The sequence below is a fragment of the Acinetobacter sp. 24-47-47 genome, from assembly GCF_057737035.1.
Genome location: NZ_CM173216.1, coordinates 2,983,697 through 3,005,765 on the forward strand (window position 1 = coordinate 2,983,697; position 22,069 = coordinate 3,005,765).

Here is a 22,069-nt window from a genome sequence, read left to right on the forward strand (position 1 = left end):
AGAGTTTAACAACTATGCAACTACGTTTTGGTTTATCCCTTGCCCTTTCAGCCCTCAGCATGGTCGGTTGTAGTACGATTGGTATCGATAATGGTTCACTCGATTATAAAAAATCTACTGCACAAACCCCGCTTAAATTTCCTGAAGGTTCAATGGTTAGACCAGCAACACCGCTTTATCCAGCGCCTGTTGTTGAACAGCTTGCAATAGACAATGCGCCACAAATGGTTAATAAGCGAGGTAATCGTTTCGAGCTACCTCGTCCTAATGTGGCACCAACCGTTTCTAATCCTGTTGAGAGTGAACAATCAACTGCTGTCGGTCGTCCACAACTTTTAACTGATGGAAATGGCAATCCGTTGATCAAAATTGACGGAAATTCTGCTACAATTTGGCAATACACAATCGCCACCCTCAGTAGCCTCAACTACAACTTTGTCAATCAACCTAAGAATCCCCATTCCGCGACAATTCAAGTGGATGGTGAAAGTTTAGTGCTTAAACTGACATCTGTAGGTTCGAGTCATACCTTGGCCGTGTTTACCCCAACTAACGCGTTTGCAGACAAACAAAAAGCTGCGAGCCTGTTAACCCAGATTTATCAAAACTGGCCAGCCTAGTCGTTCTAGGCATATTTTTTCTGAAAAAGGTTCCACCATGTTAAAACAAACCTTGCTCTATACTGGTAAAGCTAAATCCGTTTATGAAACCGATAGTGCAGACCACCTGATTTTAGTCTTTCGTGATGATGCCTCAGCATTTAATGGCGAAAAAATCGAACAGCTAGATCGCAAAGGTAAGGTGAACAACCGTTTTAACGCCTTTATCATGGAAAAACTTGCAGCTGCAGGTATCGAAACTCATTTCGAAAAACTTTTAACACCAAACGAAGTTTTGGTTAAAAAGTTAAACATGATTCCAGTTGAATGTGTAATCCGTAACTATGCAGCTGGTTCGCTTTGCCGTCGTTTGGGTGTTGAAGAAGGTTTAGAACTTACACCACCTACATTTGAATTATTTTTCAAAGATGACGCTTTGGGCGACCCAATGGTGAATGAATCTCAAGCCATTGCTTTAGGTTGGGCTACTGCTGAACAACTTGAGCGTATGAAAGAGTTAACTCACCAAGTAAACGTGGTGTTAAAAGATCTTTTTGCTCAAGGCAACATGCTTTTAGTTGATTTTAAACTTGAATTTGGTGTGTTCCATGATCGTATCGTTCTTGGTGATGAATTCTCTCCAGATGGTTGCCGTCTATGGGACAAAGATACCAAGAAAAAATTAGATAAAGACCGTTTCCGCCAAGGTTTAGGTGGTGTGGTTGAAGCATATGAAGAAGTTGCGACACGTATCGGTGTTGACCTTTCTGATATCTAAATCAAAATTTAGATAAAATGAAGCCGAGTCATATGACTCGGCTTTTTTGTATCTGTTGATATTATTTTTATATTTTCAAATTGTTGTTATACATTCATTATTTTTGTTAAGTCGCATTACCAATGCTCTCTCCTCATTGGTAATGCTATTAATTTATCGAATCGATATTTAAATAAGATGACAAATCTGGGGTCTTGATCATTAAAAAACTCAATTGTTGTTTTTGTTTTTAAATTTACACCCATTAATCGAATAAATTAATGCTATTTATTAAAATGATCGTTTTTACAATATTACTAAGTTCAACTAATATATTTTTATACCAGGCAACTACAGGAGTTGGTGGCTCAAGAGAGAGACTGTAGTTGCCGACCAGATGAATCGCTTTTCGCCCAGCTTCCCATAGAACTGGGCTTTTTTTATTGTTGTTGCTGCTCTTGCTGCCAACGTCGCTGCTGTAAACGCTCTGCTTCAACTTCACGCTTATTACGAGCTGATTCGTACAATTTGGTGCCTTTCAGCTCTGGAGGCATATAATCCTGCAACACGAAATGTTCTGGATAGTGATGTGGATATAAGTAATCTACACCATATCCCTGCTCTTTCATTAACTTGGTTGGAGCATTTCTTAAATGCAATGGAACTGGAAGATTTGACGTACGTTCAGCCAACTCTAATGCTTTATTGATTGCTAAGTAAGTGCTGTTACTTTTCGCGCTTGTGGCCAAATACACTGCACATTGTCCTAAAATAATACGGCATTCTGGCATCCCAACCGCTTGAACGGACCTAAAACACTCCCCAGCCAATAACAACGCATTAGGATTAGAATTTCCAATATCTTCCGAAGCGGCTATCAACATCCGACGCGCAATAAAGACTGGATCTTCCCCCCCCTTTAACATTCTCGCCATCCAATATAGTGCAGCGTCAGGATCACTTCCACGAATTGATTTAATGAAAGCTGAGACTAAATCATAGTGCTGCTCACCAGATTTGTCATATCGCGCAATATTTTGTTGAGCTACTTTTACCACGATGGCATTGGTGACAATATTTTCAACATCTGCTTCAAATGTGCTCGCAATGAGATCCAATAAATTGAGTGCTTTACGAGCATCGCCTGCGGCAAATTGAATTAATGCATCATATTCTTCGATGTGAATATGACGGTCTTTCAAAAATTGGTCTTGCTTGAGTGCACGTTCAATTAAATGTTGAATATCATGCTCAGATAATGCATTCAGCGTATACACCTGACAGCGCGACAACAAAGCATTATTGACTTCAAAAGAAGGATTTTCTGTGGTTGCACCAACCAGAGTAATCTTGCCTTTTTCTACTGCGCTCAGTAAGGCATCTTGTTGAGATTTATTAAAGCGATGAATTTCATCAATAAAAACCACTGGCACAATGAGATCGCCACTTTCCCCAATAATTTCTCGAAGCTCTTTAACACCAGTGTTGAGTGCAGACAAGCTAATAAAAGTACGATCTACAGCTTGAGCTAACAATAGCGCAATGGTGGTCTTGCCGACCCCTGGAGGCCCCCAAAAAATAATCGAAGGTAAATGTCCTTGGTCAATCATTTGACGTAAAGGTGCGTCTTCACCAAGTAAATGATCTTGTCCGATAATCTCAGACAAATCACGTGGACGTAAGCGTTCAGGTAGCGGAATTTGTGTATCGGACATATTTTTTATAGATCTCAAAGTGCTGTTGACTAGTCTACTATGTAATAGTCAAATTCCAATATTAATAGTCAAAACAACCATCACTATTCAACATTTTTCATTTTACTCAGATTCGAGTTTTGGTTTTAATTTGAATAAATAAGCTTGCGGTCCATCTTCTATTCCCCAAATTGTGCCATCCTTTGCTTCATGCAAGTCTCGTACTCGAACCCCCATATCCAAGCGCTGAATTTCTCGTACAGGTTCAGATTGTGGATCTACCACAATAATGGCTTTCGATGATAATCCACCGATTAAGGCTTTGTTCTTCCATTGTGGAAAATAGTTAGATTTATAAAAAATCAGACTCGAGGGTGAAATCACTGGAGACCAATCAAGTTTAGGGGCTATAAATTCAGGTCGCGTTTCATGATTCGGAATCTTTTTACCATCATAGTGATCACCATTAGATACAATTGGATAGCCATAATTCTTACCTTTTTCAATAAGATTGAACTCATCACCACCTTTAGGGCCCATTTCTGCCACCCACAAACGATTTTGATGATCGAATGCCATACCTAAAGGATTACGATGACCTAAACTCCAAATCTGCGCTGAGACACCACCTTGTTTGGCAAATGGATTAGATTCTTGAGCACGACCATCATCATACAAATATACAATTTTACCTAGATTAGACTGCATATCTTGTGCAGGCTGAAACTTCTGCCGTTCCCCTGAACTAATCCATAAATTCGCTTGCTGGTCAAACACTATACGATGTGCATAATGCCCCTGACCCGACACTTTAGGGACTTGCTCCCATATGCGTTCGATATCCGTCAGTTTCGGTGCTTCGATATTCGATAAATCCAATTTCGCTCGGATTACCACTGCACCAAATAATCCATTTTTTTCTTCGGCATAACTGAGATATAACCAAGCGTTATTATTGAAATTAGGATGAATCGAAACATCACCTAACCCACCTTGTCCGCCATAAGCAACTTGAGGCACACCAGCCACGTTAAAACTACGTTTTGATTGTGGGTCAAACAACTTAAGTATGCCTGACTTTTCTGTAATTAACAGTTGACCATTTGGTAAAGTTGCAATCGCCCATGGTTCATTAAATAGAGCAATTTTTTCAACTTGATAACGTTGTTCTTGAGCTTTTGAATTCTCGTTTTTGACTGTTGATTCCTGCGGATTCTGTGCTTCACTGGCTTTATTTTGATTGGCATGACACGCCATTATGATTCCGCTCAAACCAACAATCCAAATCAGTTTTGCAGCTTTTAACATGCCTTTCCCTTTTTAAATCCTTGAATATCAGTCTCAAGGATTAAACGGCAATGATCATTTTAAAAGTGTTTTTATATTACAAAATATGTGTAGTCTAGCAATTGAATGTACTAGCGTACCCACCGCACGATGTATTCATCTATTTCATTTTCATTAACAAGCTGTTCAGATATACAACGACCTGCTACAGATTTTCGAGCACTAATCACACTTTGTTTATTGCCTGTCACCAAGTGATGCCAATTCGGTAGCTTTTTACCTTCATTAATACGTCGATATGCACAACTCGAAGGTAGCCATCGTATTTGTTGTAATTTTTCAGGCGTTAACTGAATACAGTCAGGTACATGCACCTGACGATTTTCATAATCTGAACAATGCCCCGTCTGACAATCTAGAAGTTTGCACGCAACTTTGGTATATGCGATTTCTTCGGTTTCATCATCTTCTAATTTAACCAAACAACACATACCACAACCATCACACAGTGCCTCCCATTCTGCTTGGTTCATTTCAAACAGTGAATAATGTTTCCAAAATTCAGGGCGTAAAGATGTGCTCATGATTCAGCTAAATATCAAAAATTTGAGTCAGTATATCACTAATAATTCTCATAAAATTTCATCAATCTCAGTTACAGTTGATTAACTAAAGAATATCAATACTCTACGTTAAAATACCCTTTGTATACATTTTGCTCAGTTTATTTTCTTATACTGAATGAACATTAATAAAAATTTATGGAGAATCAAAATGTTCCGTTGGGCGATTATTTTTGCAGTGATTGCATTGATAGCAAGTTTGCTAGGGTTTGGTGGTGTAGCAGGCTTATCTAAAGATTTCGCAATTATCTTACTTGTGATTGCAGTGATTCTCGCAATTGTAGGCTTTATCTCAAGAGGCAAAGTCTAGTGTTCTAAATCACTAGATTAAATTGAAAACACAAGATTGATGAAAAGAAGAAGGTACTCCTTCTTCTTTTTTTATTTCTTTTTATCTGTTCATTGATACGCGTTTTATACATTCCAATCTTTCATAAATTCTCACATTTGATTTTACTTTCTTATTGCAAATTCATCACTTCGGAAAACATTTATGCTTTAATCTTTGCTGATTTTCATAAACGAAAGGACTTTCAATAATGACTTCAGCAATTCAAACAAGAGAAATTCAGTATAAAGCGGCAGATGGTACTCAATTGATTGGTTATTTTGCCGCACCTGAAAACTCTTCAGGAGCTGCAGGTATTATTGTAGCCCCAGAGTGGTGGGGTCGTAATGAATATACAGAACAACGTGCTCGAGAACTTGCAGAACAAGGATATGCTGCTTTTGCCATTGATATGTACGGCGACAAAAAGGTAACCACTGAAGCTTCTCAAGCAAATGAGTGGATGATGCAAACTTTCGCACAGCCTGAAACAATTGTACAACGCGCTACAGCTGCGTTAGACACTTTATCTGCACAGCTTGAAGTTGACGCAACTCGATTAGCTGCGATTGGTTTTTGTTACGGCGGAAAAGTTGTTTTAGATCTTGCTCGATCTGGGGCGAATTTAAAAGCAGTTGCTACCTTCCATGCTAATTTATCTGCGCAAACACCTGCTCAACAAGGTCAAGTAAAAGCTGAAATTCTGGTTTTGCATGGTGAGCTAGATAGCATGGTCACGCTAGATGATGTGGCACAATTTAAAGAAGAAATGTTTGCAGCTCAGGTGCCACATGAGGTCATTATCTTTGAGGATGCAAAACATGGTTTTAGCAATCCACAAGCTGATGAACGGGCAAAAGCCAATGGTGTAGATCTCGGTTATAACGCTGAAGCTGAGGAAAAAAGCTTAGCTGCGATGTATGAGTTACTGTCGCGTCACTTAGATTAATTACTTTCAAAGTTTATTAGCGCTAAGATTATTGAAGAAAGAAGATAAAATATAAGAGGAATATAAGGATGAGTGAACAATGTACTTATTGCAATCACGATGAATATGATGTGATTGATAAAAATGAATTCGGTGTGATTTTGCCAGAACAGCAACCGTTGACTAAAGGACATTCCGTTATTATTCCTTTACGTCATGTGAGTTCTTTTTTTGAAATTACCGATAAAGAGCGTAAAAGTTTACAGTCGTTGTTAGAACTGGCACGTAACGAGTTAAAAATCCGTCATCATCCGGAAGGCTTTCATATCGCTTTTAATGATGGCAAAGTTTTTGGCGATGAAGAGTCGGAACATTTACACATCCATATTATTCCTCGTTACAAAAACCAACCGCTTAAATTAGATAGTCGTTGGGGCATTATTCAAGAGTAATGTTGATTTTACAAAAAGGCGCAATATGCGCCTTTTTTCATGCTTTTTTAAAAGGTCTTTGCCTAGATTGGTTATAATGAGCACAGATTGTATTAATGGTATTTTCATGTTTTCTTTTTCAACTGCGTTACTGGATTGGTTTGATGTACATGGTCGACATGACCTGCCATGGCAAGTCGCAGATGATCCTTACAAAGTTTGGGTCTCTGAAATTATGTTGCAGCAAACCCAAGTGAAAACTGTTCTGAAATACTATGATCGTTTTATTGAGCGCTTTCCGACGGTCACCGATTTAGGTCGTGCTACTTGGGATGAAGTTGCTCCTTACTGGGCAGGTCTAGGCTATTATGCGCGTGCTCGCAACCTGCATAAAGCAGCCACAATCGTAAGTCAAAATGGACATTTTCCAGAGACTTTAGAAGCTTGGATGGCCCTGCCAGGAATAGGTAGATCAACTGCTGGTGCATTGATGTCACTTGGATTACGCAAATACGGCGTGATAATGGATGGAAATGTTAAGCGTGTTTTAGCACGTTTCTTTGCCATTGAAGATGATTTATCAAAGCCTGTCCATGAACGTGCAATGTGGGAATTAGCTGAGCAACTCTGTCCTGAACAACGCAACCATGATTACACGCAAGCCATTATGGATTTGGGTGCAACAATTTGTACTCCTAAAAAACCACTTTGCCTGTACTGTCCAATGCAGTCAGAATGCCAAGCTTTAAAGCAGGGTCTGACACAAGAGTTACCATTTAAAAAGCCAAAAAAAGCAGTGCCTATAAAGACTGCGGATGTTTTATTACTGCGAAGTACTGAAAATACATGGTTATGGCAACAACGTCCGCATTCAGGCTTATGGGGTGGTTTATGGACCTTACCCATCATTGATGAAACTTCAGAATTTAGTCAATTGACTCAGCAATATGGTTTGGTGAGTAATCAATTACCGACTCAAATTTCACACAGTTTCACCCACTTTACCTGGTTACTGAATGCACATATTTTCCATGTTGATCTCGACCAGATGGAATACCTCCAAACAGAATTAGGAGGTGAATGGCTCGCTCCACAAGTTGTAACAGAAATGGGTATTCCAACTGCGATGAAAAAATTGATCTCAGCCGTGAATTTGTGACATAGTCGATTCAAATAAGTGTGGCTGTATCATATCAAGGAGTTCGAGTGACTAAGTATTTGCGACATTACATCATCCTAAGTGTAGCTATTTTACTTGTCGCCTGCAGTAGCCAACCTCCAAAACAAACGCCGCTTGATCCAACCCTCGTTGCTCGCTTACATATGCTTCCTTTGGATCGAAAATTACCTATCCCAGTACAAGGTGTAAAAGCGCGACAACTGACAGACACTTGGGGTGCATCACGAAGTCACGGTCGAACACATGAAGGCATTGATATCTTGGCGGCTCGTGGTACAAAAGTTTATAGTGCAACTGATGGAATTGTTCGCAGTATGCGCGATAATAAGCTGGGTGGGAAAGTCATTTGGATTTTAGGACCCGCTGGTTCTTGGCATTATTATGCGCATTTAGATCAGCATAAAAAAGGTCTCAATGAGGGTGACTTCGTGCGACGAGGTGACCATATTGGTTATGTCGGCAATACGGGTAATGCTCGACATACTGCCCCTCATTTACATTATGGAATTTACTTAGATGGTCGCGGTCGAGGCCCTGTCAATCCATACCCTTATTTACGTTAAATTAAAGTTTTTATTTTTAGGAAGTTTTCATGTCAGAAGCCTTGATTAATCGTCTAGTTGAATTTGCAGAATCTGGCAATCAACAACGTATTGTCTTAAATGGACAAAGCCATCAGGGCTGGATTATGGAAATTACCGAAGAAGCTCTGTTGATTAGCACTGGTTTTGCAGATAAAGCAGGTAAAGATTTCTGGATTAATTTTTCGGATTTAGAACAAGCAGAGTTGTTCTTTTGGGACAATCAAAACGATCAGTGGGTTGCTTTTACCATTTGATCACTTCGGAGCATTCGCATGACGATTCAACGCTGTAGCTGGTGCTCCGATGAGCAGATTTATATTGATTATCACGATCAAGAATGGGGTGTTCCTGTATATGATGAACACACCTTATTTGAAATGCTCTGTTTAGAAGGTCAGCAAGCAGGACTCGCTTGGATTATTGTTTTAAAAAAACGCGAGCGATATCGACATCATTTCTTTCAATACACCATTGAAGAAATTGCGACTTTTACAGATGAACATTTAATCGAAATAACACAAGATCCGGGCATAATTCGTCATTTAGGTAAACTAAAGGCGATTCGAGATAATGCTCGAGCATGGTTGAATATGCGCCAAATCATGCCTGATATGGTCAAATGGTTATGGAGTTTTGTAGGGCATCAACCCAAAGTTCATTCTGTGCCAGACTATCGCTTAGCACCAACACAAAGCGAATTAAGCCTGCAACTGTCTAAAACTCTAAAAAAGAATGGTTTTAAATTCGTGGGTCCAACCATTATCTATTCTTATCTGCAAGCGGTAGGAATGATTGATGATCATGAAAATCACTGCTTTAAAAAGCTTAGTTTAGCGCCATAATCCTTTTAAGAAGGTGCTTGGGATGATGACCTCATTTTTTGTTTCACCCAATCCGCTAAAAACACGATGGAGTCATGAATTTCATGAGTCAGTTCATGCCCTGCATTTAAGCGAATATAATTTTTATAACGGCGCTCTTCTCCAAAAACATCTCCGGGAACAATGTTAATACCATGTTGACGTGCGGCATAATAGAGTTCTAAACCATCAATATGTGTCGGCAATTGCAGCCATAAAACATAGCCACCATCTGGCTGACTTAACCCAATGTCGATCCCGTGAAAAGCGCTTAATATCGTTTGTCGATATTCATCAACTTGATGATTTAATTTTGGTTTTAATCGGAGTAGATGCTCACGATAGGCTCTACTATACATCAGGTCAGCCAAAGCCAATTGCAAAGGTGTATTCACACTGACATTTTGAATGACAATTTGACGATGTAAATGTTTAAGCCTTGGCGGTAAACAAAACCAACCTACTCGATATGCGCTGGACAATGATTTTGATATTGAACTGCATAAAATGACATAGCCTGCTTCATCCCAATGTTTGATCGGTAAAGGTCGTTGTAAATTAAAACTACATTCAGCATAAATATCATCTTCAATCACATAGCATTGATACTGTTCAGCCAATTGCACAATCTTCTGCTTATCATGATTTGAAAGCTCAAATCCTAGTGGATTTTGATAATTCACAGTCAATAGACAGGCTTTGGTATCGGGGTGCTGCATAGCTCTTTCTAGACGTTCTAAATCAAAACCATCCACATTTGCAGGTATCTCAATCAACTTGCGTTTCAGTGTCCCTAACAACTGTAATTGACCATTAAAATTTGGGGTTGGAATCACAATGCCATCCCCTTCCTTGGTCAAGAGCTGAACCACGAGTGATAACGCAGCCATACAGCCATTGGTGATATAAATCTCGTCTGGATTGATATAAAACCCATCTTCAGCCCAATGGTCTGATAAAGCTTGTCTCAATCTCAAATGCCCTTGTCGATTACTATAAAGGAAATCTTCTGGTTGACTGTGTTTTAAAGCACGTTGAATTGACTTTCGGATTGCATCTACAGGCACGTGATTTGGAGAGATTTGTACTGCACCTAAATGAATTGATCGATTATTGGTTGAAGACTCCTGTATTTCAATTTGCAAATCTAAGTTAGTGATATCCTTTGCTTCAGCATCAAATTCACGATGATAAGGCAACACTGGCGGATCGTTTCTGGATTTCAAATGTTGAACAAAATAACCCGATTTATTTTTAACAGTAATGAGCCCTTCCGATTCCAATAATGTATAACAATTTTTTGCTGTATTTAAACTGACGGCATGTAATGCTGAAAATTGTCGAAGGGAAATGAGCTTCTGTCCTGAACAAAGTTCTCCACTCAAAATTTTCTGTTTGATATGTTTGGCTAAGATTTGATACTGAAACATGAACTGTGCTCATTTTTATAAAATTTGTGTATCTGTATCTATAAACCTAGCAAATTTATGATGGTCTTACAGTTAAAAAGACACAGGAGGCCACATGAACAACGATAAATTATATTTGATATTACCCTTGGTAACACTTTTGACAGCTTGCCAACCAGAGCATGCGATCGATCAAGCTGCACTTGAGCAAAAATTTATTTGTACATCCTTAATTGATGGATTCTTAAAAGTGACGCACAACAGTCATTATCGTTTTACAAAAAGTATTGAATCTCCAGATCAGCAGAAAATTTACCTTTACACCGTGTCTTCTGATCATGCAGTCAAGCTCAATAGTCCCACACAAAAAAATTTAAATTTTCAATGTGATGATTCCAAAAAACAGACCTACCAAGTTTTTCTATTGGATCAGGCATCTAAGACAAAGCAACCAATTTTGAGTTTTCATTTGCCTCAAGCAGCAGAGTTAAAGCAATTTACAGCTTACACTTTGAAAAATGATTAAATGCCTAATTTAAACTCATTATTTCAAAATATCTGGTAACGGTATCTGCGCAGATTGAGATTTTGCTAATTCAGTTTTCATTTTTTGCAACATTTGATAAGGCTGCTGTTGTACAAACATATTGGTCACACTTTGTGGAATTGCACCTTCTGGATCCGCATATCCTGAAGTACTGACCTTCACCTTATTCGGTCCAATCTGTTCAAAGCTCCAGTCTCCAACATAGTGTTGCAGCCGAATATACTGAGGATTCTTCGATTTTCCCGTTTGCGAAGCTTTATTCTTAATATGAATAATACCTTTTGAGTCCTTATACATTTTCCCTTGCACAATCAGGTCTCGATCTTTCAAAGGAAATGGAAAATCTAACACCATGTAGAGTTTAAATTCACCTTGCTTCAAATCTTGAGAAATCACCTGTGCTGAACCGACATTGGGTACCCATGATTTTGCATTTTCTACATCTAAAACAATTGCAACTGCTCTTTCGAGTGAAGCATCCACTACTGTTTCAGCACGATAGGACAACACAGGATGATCAGGATTTTGTATCGTCCACACCTTAATATTGTTTTTGTTAATGGTGAGTCGTGAGGCTTCATTGGCTTGAACTTGGCTTGTCAGGCCAATGGCACTGACAAGCAAGCAGATCATAGAAATTTTCTTCATTTTTATTCTTCATATTTAACATTATTATTTAGATGATCACGCAGTTTTTTTAAACTTAAACTTTGATATCGTTGAAGCCTAAAACGTCTTTCATGTCATATTTTTTCGGTGCTTTACCTACAACCCAAGCAGCTGCACGTACTGCACCTGCAGCAAAATTCATGCGATTCGTGGCTTTATGTGTGATTTCTACACGTTCACCTTCACCAATAAACATTACCGTATGTTCACCCACAATATCGCCACCACGAATGGTTTGGAAACCAATGCTTTGACGTTCACGAGGACCAGTATGTCCTTCACGGTGATACACAGCATCTTGCTTCAAATCACGACCTAATGCATCAGCAATCGCCTCACCCATCATTAAAGCAGTACCTGATGGCGCATCAACTTTATGACGATGATGTGCTTCGATCACTTCAATATCGACACTGTCACCAAAGACTTTAGATGCTAATTCTAAAAGTTTAATGGATACGTTCACGCCTACGGAGTAGTTTGCTGCGTACACTACAGGAGCAATCGTTGCACTTTCATCTAAAAATGCTTTTTGCTCATCGTTCATTCCCGTCGTACCGATCACTAATGCAACACCAGCCTCACGGCACAGTTTCAAATGCTGTTCAGTTGCAACTGGTGCAGTAAAATCAATAAATACATCGCAATCATTTAAAACATCTTGGATATCACCCACGACTTTCACACCAAGTGTACCAATACCCGCTAATTCGCCTGCATCAGCGCCAATAAGGCTACTGCCTGGACGCTCTACCGCTGCTGCTAATTGATAACCGGCATCTTGAACTGCTTGAATCAATGTACGACCCATACGGCCACCAGCACCTAAAATCCCAATACGCGGAGCGACAGACATAACCTATTCCTAGTGTTGCTTTAAAATTGTTCTTACTATAACAAAAGTCTATACATACGCTAAGTTTATCGATATAAAAAATTATGCTGTCTTCTAAGCATTTGATTTGAACTTTAATCGAATAATCAGATTAAATTGAGAAAAATATTCGGTTTTTTATATTTATAAATTTTAACTATGATCAATGCCATGAAATTCAACACTTTTATAAGGAAATAATATGGCAGACCAAGCTCGAAAATTATCAACGATCCAAACGATCGAACAGTTACAGTTGGATGCTTCATTAGTTCAAGGTTTAGATCATGCCGAAACTGCGTGGATCATTATCGAAGCCATTCAACAATTGCAGGAATATCATAATCAGTGGCACTGAGATGAAACGGATCAGATGATTTTTCACATTTAAAGGAAGATCATCTTCTGTGTTATTAAAATATTTACAATTTAAAAATCATATTAGGATTCAAAATTTAAAATTGCTCAAAGCAACGATTACTCAGCTAAAGCATCGGTTTCTATTTTCATTCCTATTAAAATATGTTCTTATTATCTCGTTATTTTTAATCTAAATTACATTCTATCTTCACAGTTTCTCTGCATTTTTTCAGTACATTAGTGTGAACCCCAATTTATAAGGTCAACGAGGGCGGAATATGAAAAAGATTATGACAGTTTTGACATTATCTTTAAGTGCAATATTTACAGCAAATATTGCCAATGCTGCTCCTTACTCTGATGACTACCAAGATAAAGGTTCACGTGAACGCGGTAAAGGATTTGAGCAACGTACTCAATATGATGCTTCATCAGATCAAGAGTTCCAAGATCGTCGTAAAAACAGAGAAGAGCGTGGCGTAAAACGTTTACGTCAACATAAATGGCAAACTGGCTACGTCATGCCTCAACACTATCGTGGCAATAGTTATAAAACCGAATATAAAGATCATAACCTACCAAAACCTGGTAAAAACCAACAATGGTACAAAGTGAATAATGACTTTATTCTGGTGGATTCAAACAGCAATAGTATTTTGAAAATCCAGCAAGATTAATTTTGACGTGTAAATCGACCCGACTTTATGTCGGGTTTTTTGTTGAGTGCAATCCTAATCATTCATCTTCATCACTTCTTCATACATTTCACAAATTGACTATATCTCTCCACGGTTTATCTCAAATCATTTTGTACTTTAGCGATATCGGATAAATAACAAAGTTAGAGGTATCCCACATGAAAAAGTTAGTATCAGTACTTACATTAGCAATGAGTGGTTTATTGGCAACATCTGCGATGGCTGGTCCACATGACGATGGCCGTCACTATTCAAAACCAACTCCACCACCAGCGCATTGGAATAAAGGTCAGCCTGCGAAATATCAACATGACCGCTATGAACAAAATCGTGGCTTCCAAAATGTAAATCCAAGCCGTCAATGGCGAGTAGGTCAACAGTTACCACGTCAATTCAACTCTTCAAAATTTGAGTTAAGTGATCGTCAAGCGAAGAATCTACCTAAAGCGGCGCGTAACCAGCAGTGGTACAAAATTAATGGTGACTATGTCTTAGTGAATGAGCGTACAGATCGCATCGTGCGTATTATCGGATAAGCTTATTCCTAGATCTTCTCAAATTGATCTTCCCTGCACTCAGCCCAAACTCAGTTTGGGCTTTTTTATGTCTTTATTTTAATGCAGGTGTGGAAAATCATTTTTTTGTTTAGAATCTGATGACCACTTCCCGCTTCTATCGGTACATGCATGCAATCGGACTCAATAGATACAACTCAAAATATGACACAGCAATATGTGCATTGGTTCCGAAACTCAGCGCCGTATATCAACGCCCATCGTAATAAAACCTTTGTTTTAATGTTTGGTGGCGAAGCAGTTCAATCACCAAATTTTCAACATATTATTCATGATATTGCGCTTTTACATTCTCTCGGCATTCGACTTATTCTGGTTCATGGAGCAAGACCACAAATCAGTGCAAATCTTGCTGAGAAGAATTTAGATAGCCCTTTTCATAATCATCGTAGAGTAACAACACGTGATTCATTAGGTGCGGTCATGTCTGCCGTAGGCTCAATCCGTTTACAAATCGAAGCCTTATTGTCTATGGGACTTGCAAACTCACCCATGTATGGTGCTCGCATTGATGTGGTATCTGGTAATTTTATAACAGCTAAACCTTATGGCATTCGTAACGGCATCGATTATCAACTTACCGGTGAAGTGCGTTCAGTCGATGCAGATGCGATTCAAAAGCATTTGGACAATCACAATATTGTATTGCTTGGCCCCTCAGGTTATTCAACCACTGGTGAAGTCTATAACCTGCTTGCTGAAGAAGTGGCGACCAAAACAGCTATCCAACTCGGTGCCGATAAACTCATTTTTCTCGGTTCCGAACAAGGTTTAATGCAAAACCCACAGCAGTTGTTGCGCGAAGTGACCCCGCATCAGCTTGATCAACATATTGACGTTGCTTTAGAGCAAAATTATGAATTGGCATTGCATTTACAAAATGCCAAGGAAGCCTCTTTAAATGGCGTTAACCGCGTTCATTTATTGTCATATGAACATGATGGTGCATTAATCGAAGAATTATTTACTCGTGATGGGCATGGCACGATGATCACCGATGCACATTATGAAGAAGTCCGCACGGCAACGATTCAAGATGTCGGTGGATTAATCAGTTTATTACGCCCATTAGAACAAGAAGGCATTTTGGTATACCGCTCGAGAGAACGCTTGGAAAATGAAATTGATCATTTCGCTGTGATTGAACGTGACGGTATGGTTCTGGCTTGTGCAGCATTATATCCAATACCAACTGAGTCAAATGAAATTCGTTCTGCAGAAATAGCCTGTGTGGCGGTACATCCAAGTTACCGAAAATCAAACCGTGGTAGCCAAATCTTGCACTATTTAGAAGAGAAAGCAAAAAAGTCTAATATCCAACAGTTATTTATTCTTACGACACGAACCGCACATTGGTTTTTGGAACAAGGGTTTGTCAAAGCATCGGTGGATGACTTACCACAAGCGCGTCAGGCACTTTATAATTTCCAAAGAAACTCAATTGTTTGTAAAAAGCCACTCTAAAGTGGCTTTTTTATTGCACCCTTATGAACTGCTTTATCTTTCTTTTATATATCGATATTCCTAGGTGAACTATCTTCACAATCATTCGATATATTCATACAAATCATATCCTTATCACAATTTAATATTTTAATATATATTTATATATTTCATAAACTTAGAAACAAAATATCGTTATTCTTAGATTGAGCCTTTTGCATTTTTTTAGATATTTTTTTCTCTTTTAATTTTATCTTTTTTATTCATTAGGAATTCCTGAATTCTTATTTTTTACGAAATAGAAAATTCATTAACTTAGGCGCGTTACATGACGCATTTATTTTTTTTGATTTTTTTATTTTTAAGTTTTCAGGATTTTCAATATGAGCAGCTTTAACGCTAATCTTTGGAAAAAAACACTCATTTTGTCTTCTGCGTTAACAGGTGCTTTGCTACTCACTGGTTGCGACTCAAAAAAAGAAGATAAAACCCAAGTGTTAAATATCGGTTATCAAAAGTATGGCTTACTGCCCGTGATTAAAGAACGTGGTGAATTAGAAGCCGCTTTGAAGGATCAAAACATTCAAGTGAAATGGGTAGAGTTCCCAGGTGGACCACAACTGTTAGAAGGTTTGAATGTCGGCAGTGTTTCATTTGGTGAAGTCGGTGAAGCACCCCCTATTTTTGCCCAAGCAGCGAATTCAAATTTGGTTTATGTCGCAAATCAACCTGCGACTCCACGCGCTGAAGCGTTGATTGTTCAAAAAAATTCGAACATCAAAGATATTCAACAACTTAAAGGTAAGCGTGTAGCGTTAAACAAAGGTTCCAACGTTCATTATCTTCTCTTGAAGATCTTAGAAAAGAATCATTTGACGCTTGATGATATTGAAGTGGTTTACCTACCACCATCGGATGCTCGCGCAGCATTTGAGCGCGGTGCAGTCGATGCATGGGTAATCTGGGATCCGTTCTTTGCAGCAGCAGAGCATCAAATCGGCGCACGTGTTCTCGCTTCTGGCGAAGGGAATGCCAATAACTACCAGTTCTATATGGCTGATCGTAAGTTCGTTGAACAGAATCCTGAAATTATACAAACCGTTGTTCAAGAACTTAATGAAGCATCAGATTGGATTGCTTCCAATAAAGACGAAGCAGCTCAACTGCTCGTGAAGCCTACAGGTCTAGATTTCAAAATTCTTCAAACCTCAATTGGACGTATGAGCTTCGGCGTTTACCCAATTAGTACTGAAGTTGCTCAACATCAGCAAAAAGTTGCGGATGTATTCCATCAACAGAAATTGATTCCAAACAAAATCAATATTCAGGCCGCAATTATTGCGCCTACACCCAAATAACAACATGAAAAGGTGATGAACATGACTCAATATCAATCAGCAAATACAGCACACACTTGGTTTAAAACCTCGAGTCATTCAATGACAACGATGCTATTTGCCTGTGCGATGTTGGGTTGCTCAGCTGCATGGGCTGTTGATCCCTCAGTGAAAGAATTACGCATTGGCTTCCAAAAATCTTCCGTGAATTTGGTGATTGCTCAACAGCAAAAACTGTTTGAGCAAGAATTTCCCAATGCCAAAATTACATGGAATGAGTTCCCTGGTGGTCCTCAAATTTTAGAAGCACTTGCAGTGGGTTCAGTGGATATTGGTGCAACAGGTGATACCCCCCCTGTTTATGCTCAAGCAGGAAACAAACCTTTGCATTACATTGCTTATGAGGCGGCGAAGCCACTTTCTTCAGCAATCTTAGTACCGCAAAAATCCAACATTACTCAGCTTAAACAACTCAAAGGCAAGCGTGTCGCAGTACATCGTGGCTCTAGTTCACATTATCTATTGGTCCAAGCCGTCCGAAAAGCAGGTTTGCAATGGAGCGATGTAAAACCAATTTGGTTAAGTCCTGCTGATGCACGCGCAGCATTCCAAAAAGGTGCTGTTGATGCATGGGCCATTTGGGACCCGTATTACGCTGCTGCTGAACTTGAAGATAAAGCAAAAGTTTTGACCACTGGACAAGGGCTGAGCCCGAATTACACGTTCTATCTCGCTTCAGGCAAGTTTATCGACAAACATCCTCAAGCGATTTCAGGTGTCATTGAACAGATTAATCTTGCTGATCAATGGGTTCAAAAGAACTTAAAAACTACAGCAAGGATTTTTGCCAAAACAACAGGTTTAAAGCCGAATGTGAGCCAAACCTTTGTTCAGCGCCGACCTCGTCCATCTTATGCAGCACCTTTAACCGCGAAAGTCATTGCAGATCAGCAACAACTGGCTGATCGCTTTGCTGAGCTCAAAATCATTCCTAAACCGATACAAATTAACCAAGTCGTATGGACTGGTCAGTAACTCATATTAAGGACTTAAGTAATGAAAATTTTCTGGTTTATTCCTACTCATGGTGATAGTCGCTACCTAGGTACAAGCAAAGGCGGACGTGTTGTCGACCATGCCTACATGAAACAAATCGCTGTGGCGGTGGATAATCTAGGTTATGAAGGTGTGCTTATCCCAACCGGCCGTTCTTGTGAAGATCCATGGTTAACTGCTGCAAGTTTAATTGATGCCACCAAAAATCTTAAATTTCTCGTTGCTTTGCGTCCAGGGGTAACCACTCCTGCACTGGCTGCACGTATGGCAGCAACCTTTGACCGTCTTTCAAATGGCCGTGTTCTATTGAACTTGGTCACTGGTGGTGATGAGCAAGAGTTAAAAGGTGACGGCGTCTATGAAGATCATAAAACGCGTTATAAAACTGCGACTGAATATACTACGATTTGGCGCGAAATTTTAAAACGCTCACATACGGGTGAAAGCTTCACTTTCCATGGTGAACGTCTAAGCGTGGACGATGCAAAATTATTATATCCACCCGTCCAAAAACCTTATCCACCATTGTGGTTTGGTGGTTCTTCTGATGATGCTGTTGAACTGGCAACCGATCAAGTGGATACCTATTTAACTTGGGGAGAGCCTCCAGCAGCGGTTAAAGAAAAAATTGAAAATGTCCGCGCTAAGGCGGCAGCTAAAGGTCGCACCCTAGATTACGGTATTCGTTTACATGTCATCGTACGCGAAACCAACGAGGAAGCATGGAGAGCTGCTGAAGAATTAATTCAGTATGTTGATGATGAAACCATCGCTGCGGCACAGAAAAAATTTAAACAAATGGACTCTGTTGGTCAACGTCGTATGGCTGAACTTCATAATGGAGATCGCTCGAAACTTGAAGTGTCACCAAACTTATGGGCTGGCGTAGGTCTCGTCCGTGGGGGTGCAGGCACGGCATTAGTAGGTGCCCCTGAAACTGTGGCGGCACGTATCCAAGAATATGCAGATTTAGGCATTAATACCTTTATTTTCTCTGGTTATCCGCACCTTGAAGAATCAATTCGTTTTGCTGAATTGGTATTCCCTCTTCTACCATTAGAAACACGCCAAAAACTGACTCAACCGAATCTGACTGGACCTTTTGGTGAGATTGTCGCGAATAACTACACTCCTGAAGAAAATAAAAAAGGAGATCAGGTTCAGGAGCCGGCATGACAACAGCGGTAAATAAAACTCAAAAGCATTCTATCGTGTTGAGTAAAACCAAGGTGGTTAAAGCTGAAGGTTTTCTCTCTCGAGGAACCAAACAACTGGGGCAACGTTTGATGCCTTGGTTAGTACCCATTTTCCTTATTGTGATTTGGCAACTGGCATCAGTCACTGGCATTTTAGAAAGCCGCGTCTTGCCTGCTCCAACCGCAGTGGTTTTGGCTTTTTGGCATCTATTGCTTAGTGGTGAACTGTGGACACATGTCCAAGTCAGTGCGGGACGTGCACTGATTGGCTTGCTGATTGGTGGGGGCTTAGGATTATTTTTAGGATTGTTAAATGGCTCATCTAAAGTAGCCTCTACGTTACTCGACACGACCCTACAAATGATCCGTAATATTCCAGCTTTAGCTTTAATTCCATTGGTGATTCTATGGTTTGGAATTGACGAATCTGCCAAATTATTTTTGGTCGCGATTGGCGTGTTTTTCCCAATTTATATCAATACGTATCACGGTATCCGATCTGTAGATCCTCAGCTGATCGAGATGGGCAAGAGTTATGGTTTAACACGCTGGCAGTTATACAAAGAAATTATTTTACCAGGTGCTCTTCCTTCCATTTTAGTTGGTTTGCGCTTCGCACTAGGTTTAGTTTGGGTTCTTTTAATTGTGGCTGAAACCATCTCGGCACAAGCTGGAATTGGTTACATGACCATGAATGCGCGTGAATTTTTACAAACAGATGTCGTTTTAGTTGGGATTCTACTGTATGCCCTACTTGGTAAATTAGCGGATGTACTGGCGGTTGCCTTAGAAAAATATTTATTACGCTGGCATCCAGGCTATCAAAAATAGGAATGCGTATGACTGATTTAAGTATTTCAAATCTCGCTGATGAACATGTCATTCCAGATCATGCCAGATCAGCTCCACAAAAGATCGGTGCAGAAATCAATATTGAACAACTGCACAAGTTCTATGGCAAAGTTAAAGTATTAGAGGATTTAGACCTACATATAGAACCTGGTGAATTTGTTGCCATTGTGGGTCGAAGTGGCTGTGGTAAGAGTACGTTGTTACGGTTAATCGCGGATTTAGAACAACCGAGTTATGGTGAGATTAAATTTAAATCTGCACTGAACTTTCGTGAAGGTATTACCGCAGATGACATCCGCGTCATGTTCCAAGATCCTCGCCTATTACCATGGAAAAGCATTTTAAAAAATGTGCAATTGGGCTTAGATAAATCCCAGCATGATAAGGCTGAAGCATTATTGGAAAAAGTTGGCTTAAATGAAAAAGCTGAACTTTGGCCTGCACAACTTTCAGGTGGACAACGTCAACGAGCAGCGCTAGCACGTGCCTTGTCTCATACACCTCGAATACTATTACTTGATGAACCTTTGGGGGCTTTAGATGCGCTTACGCGTTTAGACATGCAAAATCTGATTGAGAAACTATGGTTAGAACAAGGCTTCACCACCATCTTAGTGACACATGATGTCAGTGAAGCAGTTCAGTTAGCAGATCGTATTATTTTGCTCGATAAAGGTCATATCGCACATCAGTTCAAAGTAGATTTACCACGACCGCGACAAAAAAATGTCAAATTTGCAGAGCTTGAACAACAAGTTTTGGAAGCCGTACTTTCAACCTAATCGATGCAAAATATGACATTCTGAATTGTTGAATAAGGTAAATGGAAGTGTCTAATTTTCGTCGGAAAATTAGACACTTTTCGTACTGGTAAATGGCTTTTTTTAATTAAATTAAAAGATATTCTCGATCAGCATTTCCCACCTGAGTAATATGTATTTGTTTATCAAATAGATTGTACATGTGTCTTATTATTAGTTTTATCACTTAACTACACAATTATTCTTCATATTCTTTTGCAAATGCCCTAATCCTTGTGCACAAATCGCACATTTTGCCGTACAATTTGAGGTTCCTTTTTATAATTTACTGACGAGATGGAACAAAAGAAGAGTACGCAAAAACGTCAACAGCTTTTAGCTGCTGCATTAGATGTGTTTTCTGTGTATGGTTTTAGTGGTGCAAGCTTAGATGAAATTGCACAACTCGCGGAAATGCACAAATCGAATATTTTCTATTACTATGAAAATAAAGAAGCGCTCTATGTCGAAGTGCTGACTACTGTCATGCAAAAATGGTTAGCTCCACTGCAAATGTTGGAAGCTGATTTAGAGCCTGCTGAAGCGATCACGCAATATCTCATGCAAAAGATCGAGGTTTCTCGTACTCAACATAAAGCATCAAAATTATTTGCTTTAGAAATTATCCAAGGCGCACCACATATCCTGCCAATTTTGAAAGGCCCATTAAAAAAACTCTTCAAACGCAAATCTAAAGTCATTTCCACGTGGCAAGAGCAAGGCAAAATATCAGACAAGATCGATGCTGAGGTTTTAATTATTAACCTTTGGGGTATCACACAAAACTATGCTGATTTTAGCACCCAAACTGAAATGGTAACGGGAAAAACCTTGCGCAATCGCACCATGTATCAACGTACCATCGAGCATACAGTCCATATGATGCTATACGGTATTTTACCTCGACCATAATTGGTTTATCTAAATCTCTTCGAGATTGATCTCTGGCATACGACCATAGTTTCTATGGTCGCCAAAATCT

General features: G+C 39.4%; 26 protein-coding genes. 20 read left to right on the top strand and 6 right to left on the bottom strand.

What is annotated here, in order from left to right:
• Positions 1-14 precede the first annotated feature (14 nt).
• Together AC1M9E_RS14060 and purC are read left to right on the top strand one after the other, a co-directional pair.
• Positions 15-620 carry a lipoprotein-34 precursor (NlpB) gene (locus tag AC1M9E_RS14060; RefSeq protein WP_481607160.1) on the top strand — a complete coding sequence of 202 codons (606 nt, stop codon included), beginning with the start codon at positions 15-17 and terminating at the stop codon, positions 618-620.
• Between the two features lie 37 nt (positions 621-657).
• Positions 658-1,377 carry a phosphoribosylaminoimidazolesuccinocarboxamide synthase gene (gene purC, locus AC1M9E_RS14065; protein ID WP_092766585.1) on the top strand — a complete coding sequence of 240 codons (720 nt, stop codon included), beginning with the start codon at positions 658-660 and terminating at the stop codon, positions 1,375-1,377.
• A gap of 419 nt (positions 1,378-1,796) precedes the next feature.
• Here purC and AC1M9E_RS14070 read toward each other — a convergent pair whose 3' ends face one another.
• The 3 genes from AC1M9E_RS14070 to AC1M9E_RS14080 form a co-directional block, all read right to left on the bottom strand.
• Entirely contained in the window at positions 1,797-3,071 is a 1,275-nt protein-coding gene (locus tag AC1M9E_RS14070; protein ID WP_092766586.1) for a replication-associated recombination protein A, read from the bottom strand.
• A 102-nt stretch (positions 3,072-3,173) separates the two neighbouring features.
• Entirely contained in the window at positions 3,174-4,358 is a 1,185-nt protein-coding gene (locus AC1M9E_RS14075; protein WP_481607159.1) for a PQQ-dependent sugar dehydrogenase, read from the bottom strand.
• A gap of 110 nt (positions 4,359-4,468) precedes the next feature.
• Positions 4,469-4,921, bottom strand: a complete 453-nt coding sequence (locus AC1M9E_RS14080; RefSeq protein ID WP_481591991.1) for a YcgN family cysteine cluster protein — start codon at positions 4,919-4,921, stop codon at positions 4,469-4,471.
• Between the two features lie 190 nt (positions 4,922-5,111).
• Here AC1M9E_RS14080 and AC1M9E_RS14085 point away from each other — a divergent pair, with 190 nt between their 5' ends.
• The 7 genes from AC1M9E_RS14085 to AC1M9E_RS14115 all read left to right on the top strand — a co-directional run bounded on the left by AC1M9E_RS14085 (position 5,112) and on the right by AC1M9E_RS14115 (position 9,253).
• Positions 5,112-5,270 (top strand): DUF1328 domain-containing protein, encoded by a 159-nt coding sequence (locus AC1M9E_RS14085; protein WP_035264869.1) that lies wholly within the window; start codon positions 5,112-5,114, stop codon positions 5,268-5,270.
• A 229-nt stretch (positions 5,271-5,499) separates the two neighbouring features.
• On the top strand, positions 5,500-6,237 hold the full coding sequence (locus AC1M9E_RS14090; RefSeq protein ID WP_481607158.1) for a dienelactone hydrolase family protein: 738 nt from the start codon (positions 5,500-5,502) through the stop codon (positions 6,235-6,237).
• Between the two features lie 62 nt (positions 6,238-6,299).
• Positions 6,300-6,668 (top strand): HIT family protein, encoded by a 369-nt coding sequence (locus AC1M9E_RS14095; RefSeq protein WP_265596980.1) that lies wholly within the window; start codon positions 6,300-6,302, stop codon positions 6,666-6,668.
• Positions 6,669-6,774: 106 nt separating this feature from the next.
• A complete protein-coding gene (gene mutY, locus AC1M9E_RS14100) occupies positions 6,775-7,806 on the top strand; it encodes an A/G-specific adenine glycosylase (protein WP_416224315.1) in 1,032 nt (343 codons plus the stop codon).
• A gap of 59 nt (positions 7,807-7,865) precedes the next feature.
• Positions 7,866-8,390 carry a M23 family metallopeptidase gene (locus AC1M9E_RS14105; protein WP_035264946.1) on the top strand — a complete coding sequence of 175 codons (525 nt, stop codon included), beginning with the start codon at positions 7,866-7,868 and terminating at the stop codon, positions 8,388-8,390.
• 29 nt (positions 8,391-8,419) lie between these two features.
• Positions 8,420-8,665 (top strand): hypothetical protein, encoded by a 246-nt coding sequence (locus AC1M9E_RS14110; protein WP_035264881.1) that lies wholly within the window; start codon positions 8,420-8,422, stop codon positions 8,663-8,665.
• An 18-nt stretch (positions 8,666-8,683) separates the two neighbouring features.
• Complete coding sequence (locus tag AC1M9E_RS14115) at positions 8,684-9,253, top strand: DNA-3-methyladenine glycosylase I (protein WP_481586937.1); 570 nt, start codon at positions 8,684-8,686, stop codon at positions 9,251-9,253.
• Positions 9,254-9,258: 5 nt separating this feature from the next.
• Here AC1M9E_RS14115 and AC1M9E_RS14120 read toward each other — a convergent pair whose 3' ends face one another.
• Positions 9,259-10,701: an aminotransferase-like domain-containing protein gene (locus AC1M9E_RS14120; RefSeq protein WP_481953243.1), complete on the bottom strand. Its 1,443-nt coding sequence runs from the start codon at positions 10,699-10,701 to the stop codon at positions 9,259-9,261.
• A 94-nt stretch (positions 10,702-10,795) separates the two neighbouring features.
• Here AC1M9E_RS14120 and AC1M9E_RS14125 point away from each other — a divergent pair, with 94 nt between their 5' ends.
• On the top strand, positions 10,796-11,206 hold the full coding sequence (locus tag AC1M9E_RS14125; protein ID WP_481586939.1) for a hypothetical protein: 411 nt from the start codon (positions 10,796-10,798) through the stop codon (positions 11,204-11,206).
• An 18-nt stretch (positions 11,207-11,224) separates the two neighbouring features.
• Here the strand turns inward: AC1M9E_RS14125 and AC1M9E_RS14130 are convergent, their stop codons facing one another.
• Both AC1M9E_RS14130 and dapB read right to left on the bottom strand, forming a co-directional pair.
• The gene (locus AC1M9E_RS14130) at positions 11,225-11,875 is read right to left on the bottom strand and encodes an START domain-containing protein (RefSeq protein ID WP_180000339.1); all 651 of its coding nucleotides are present in this window, start codon (positions 11,873-11,875) and stop codon (positions 11,225-11,227) included.
• 55 nt (positions 11,876-11,930) lie between these two features.
• Positions 11,931-12,752, bottom strand: a complete 822-nt coding sequence (gene dapB, locus AC1M9E_RS14135; RefSeq protein ID WP_035264896.1) for a 4-hydroxy-tetrahydrodipicolinate reductase — start codon at positions 12,750-12,752, stop codon at positions 11,931-11,933.
• A gap of 220 nt (positions 12,753-12,972) precedes the next feature.
• On the opposite strand from dapB, the gene AC1M9E_RS14140 reads away from it, so the two are divergent.
• The 10 genes from AC1M9E_RS14140 (at position 12,973) to AC1M9E_RS14185 (ending at position 21,999) form a co-directional block, all read left to right on the top strand.
• Positions 12,973-13,128 (top strand): hypothetical protein, encoded by a 156-nt coding sequence (locus AC1M9E_RS14140; RefSeq protein WP_171076739.1) that lies wholly within the window; start codon positions 12,973-12,975, stop codon positions 13,126-13,128.
• A 280-nt stretch (positions 13,129-13,408) separates the two neighbouring features.
• Entirely contained in the window at positions 13,409-13,807 is a 399-nt protein-coding gene (locus tag AC1M9E_RS14145) for an RcnB family protein (protein ID WP_180000337.1), read from the top strand.
• A gap of 179 nt (positions 13,808-13,986) precedes the next feature.
• Entirely contained in the window at positions 13,987-14,364 is a 378-nt protein-coding gene (locus tag AC1M9E_RS14150; protein WP_180000335.1) for an RcnB family protein, read from the top strand.
• Positions 14,365-14,514: 150 nt separating this feature from the next.
• On the top strand, positions 14,515-15,867 hold the full coding sequence (gene argA, locus AC1M9E_RS14155; protein WP_481953244.1) for an amino-acid N-acetyltransferase: 1,353 nt from the start codon (positions 14,515-14,517) through the stop codon (positions 15,865-15,867).
• A gap of 362 nt (positions 15,868-16,229) precedes the next feature.
• On the top strand, positions 16,230-17,204 hold the full coding sequence (locus AC1M9E_RS14160) for a sulfonate ABC transporter substrate-binding protein (protein WP_481591997.1): 975 nt from the start codon (positions 16,230-16,232) through the stop codon (positions 17,202-17,204).
• 81 nt (positions 17,205-17,285) lie between these two features.
• Positions 17,286-18,218 carry a sulfonate ABC transporter substrate-binding protein gene (locus AC1M9E_RS14165; RefSeq protein ID WP_488225217.1) on the top strand — a complete coding sequence of 311 codons (933 nt, stop codon included), beginning with the start codon at positions 17,286-17,288 and terminating at the stop codon, positions 18,216-18,218.
• Positions 18,219-18,239: 21 nt separating this feature from the next.
• A complete protein-coding gene (gene ssuD / locus AC1M9E_RS14170) occupies positions 18,240-19,415 on the top strand; it encodes an FMNH2-dependent alkanesulfonate monooxygenase (RefSeq protein ID WP_488224865.1) in 1,176 nt (391 codons plus the stop codon).
• Between the two features lie 53 nt (positions 19,416-19,468).
• A complete protein-coding gene (gene ssuC / locus AC1M9E_RS14175; RefSeq protein ID WP_481611850.1) occupies positions 19,469-20,266 on the top strand; it encodes an aliphatic sulfonate ABC transporter permease SsuC in 798 nt (265 codons plus the stop codon).
• 8 nt (positions 20,267-20,274) lie between these two features.
• On the top strand, positions 20,275-21,069 hold the full coding sequence (locus AC1M9E_RS14180; RefSeq protein ID WP_481592770.1) for an ABC transporter ATP-binding protein: 795 nt from the start codon (positions 20,275-20,277) through the stop codon (positions 21,067-21,069).
• 315 nt (positions 21,070-21,384) lie between these two features.
• On the top strand, positions 21,385-21,999 hold the full coding sequence (locus AC1M9E_RS14185) for a TetR/AcrR family transcriptional regulator (protein ID WP_035264923.1): 615 nt from the start codon (positions 21,385-21,387) through the stop codon (positions 21,997-21,999).
• Positions 22,000-22,069 lie beyond the last annotated feature (70 nt).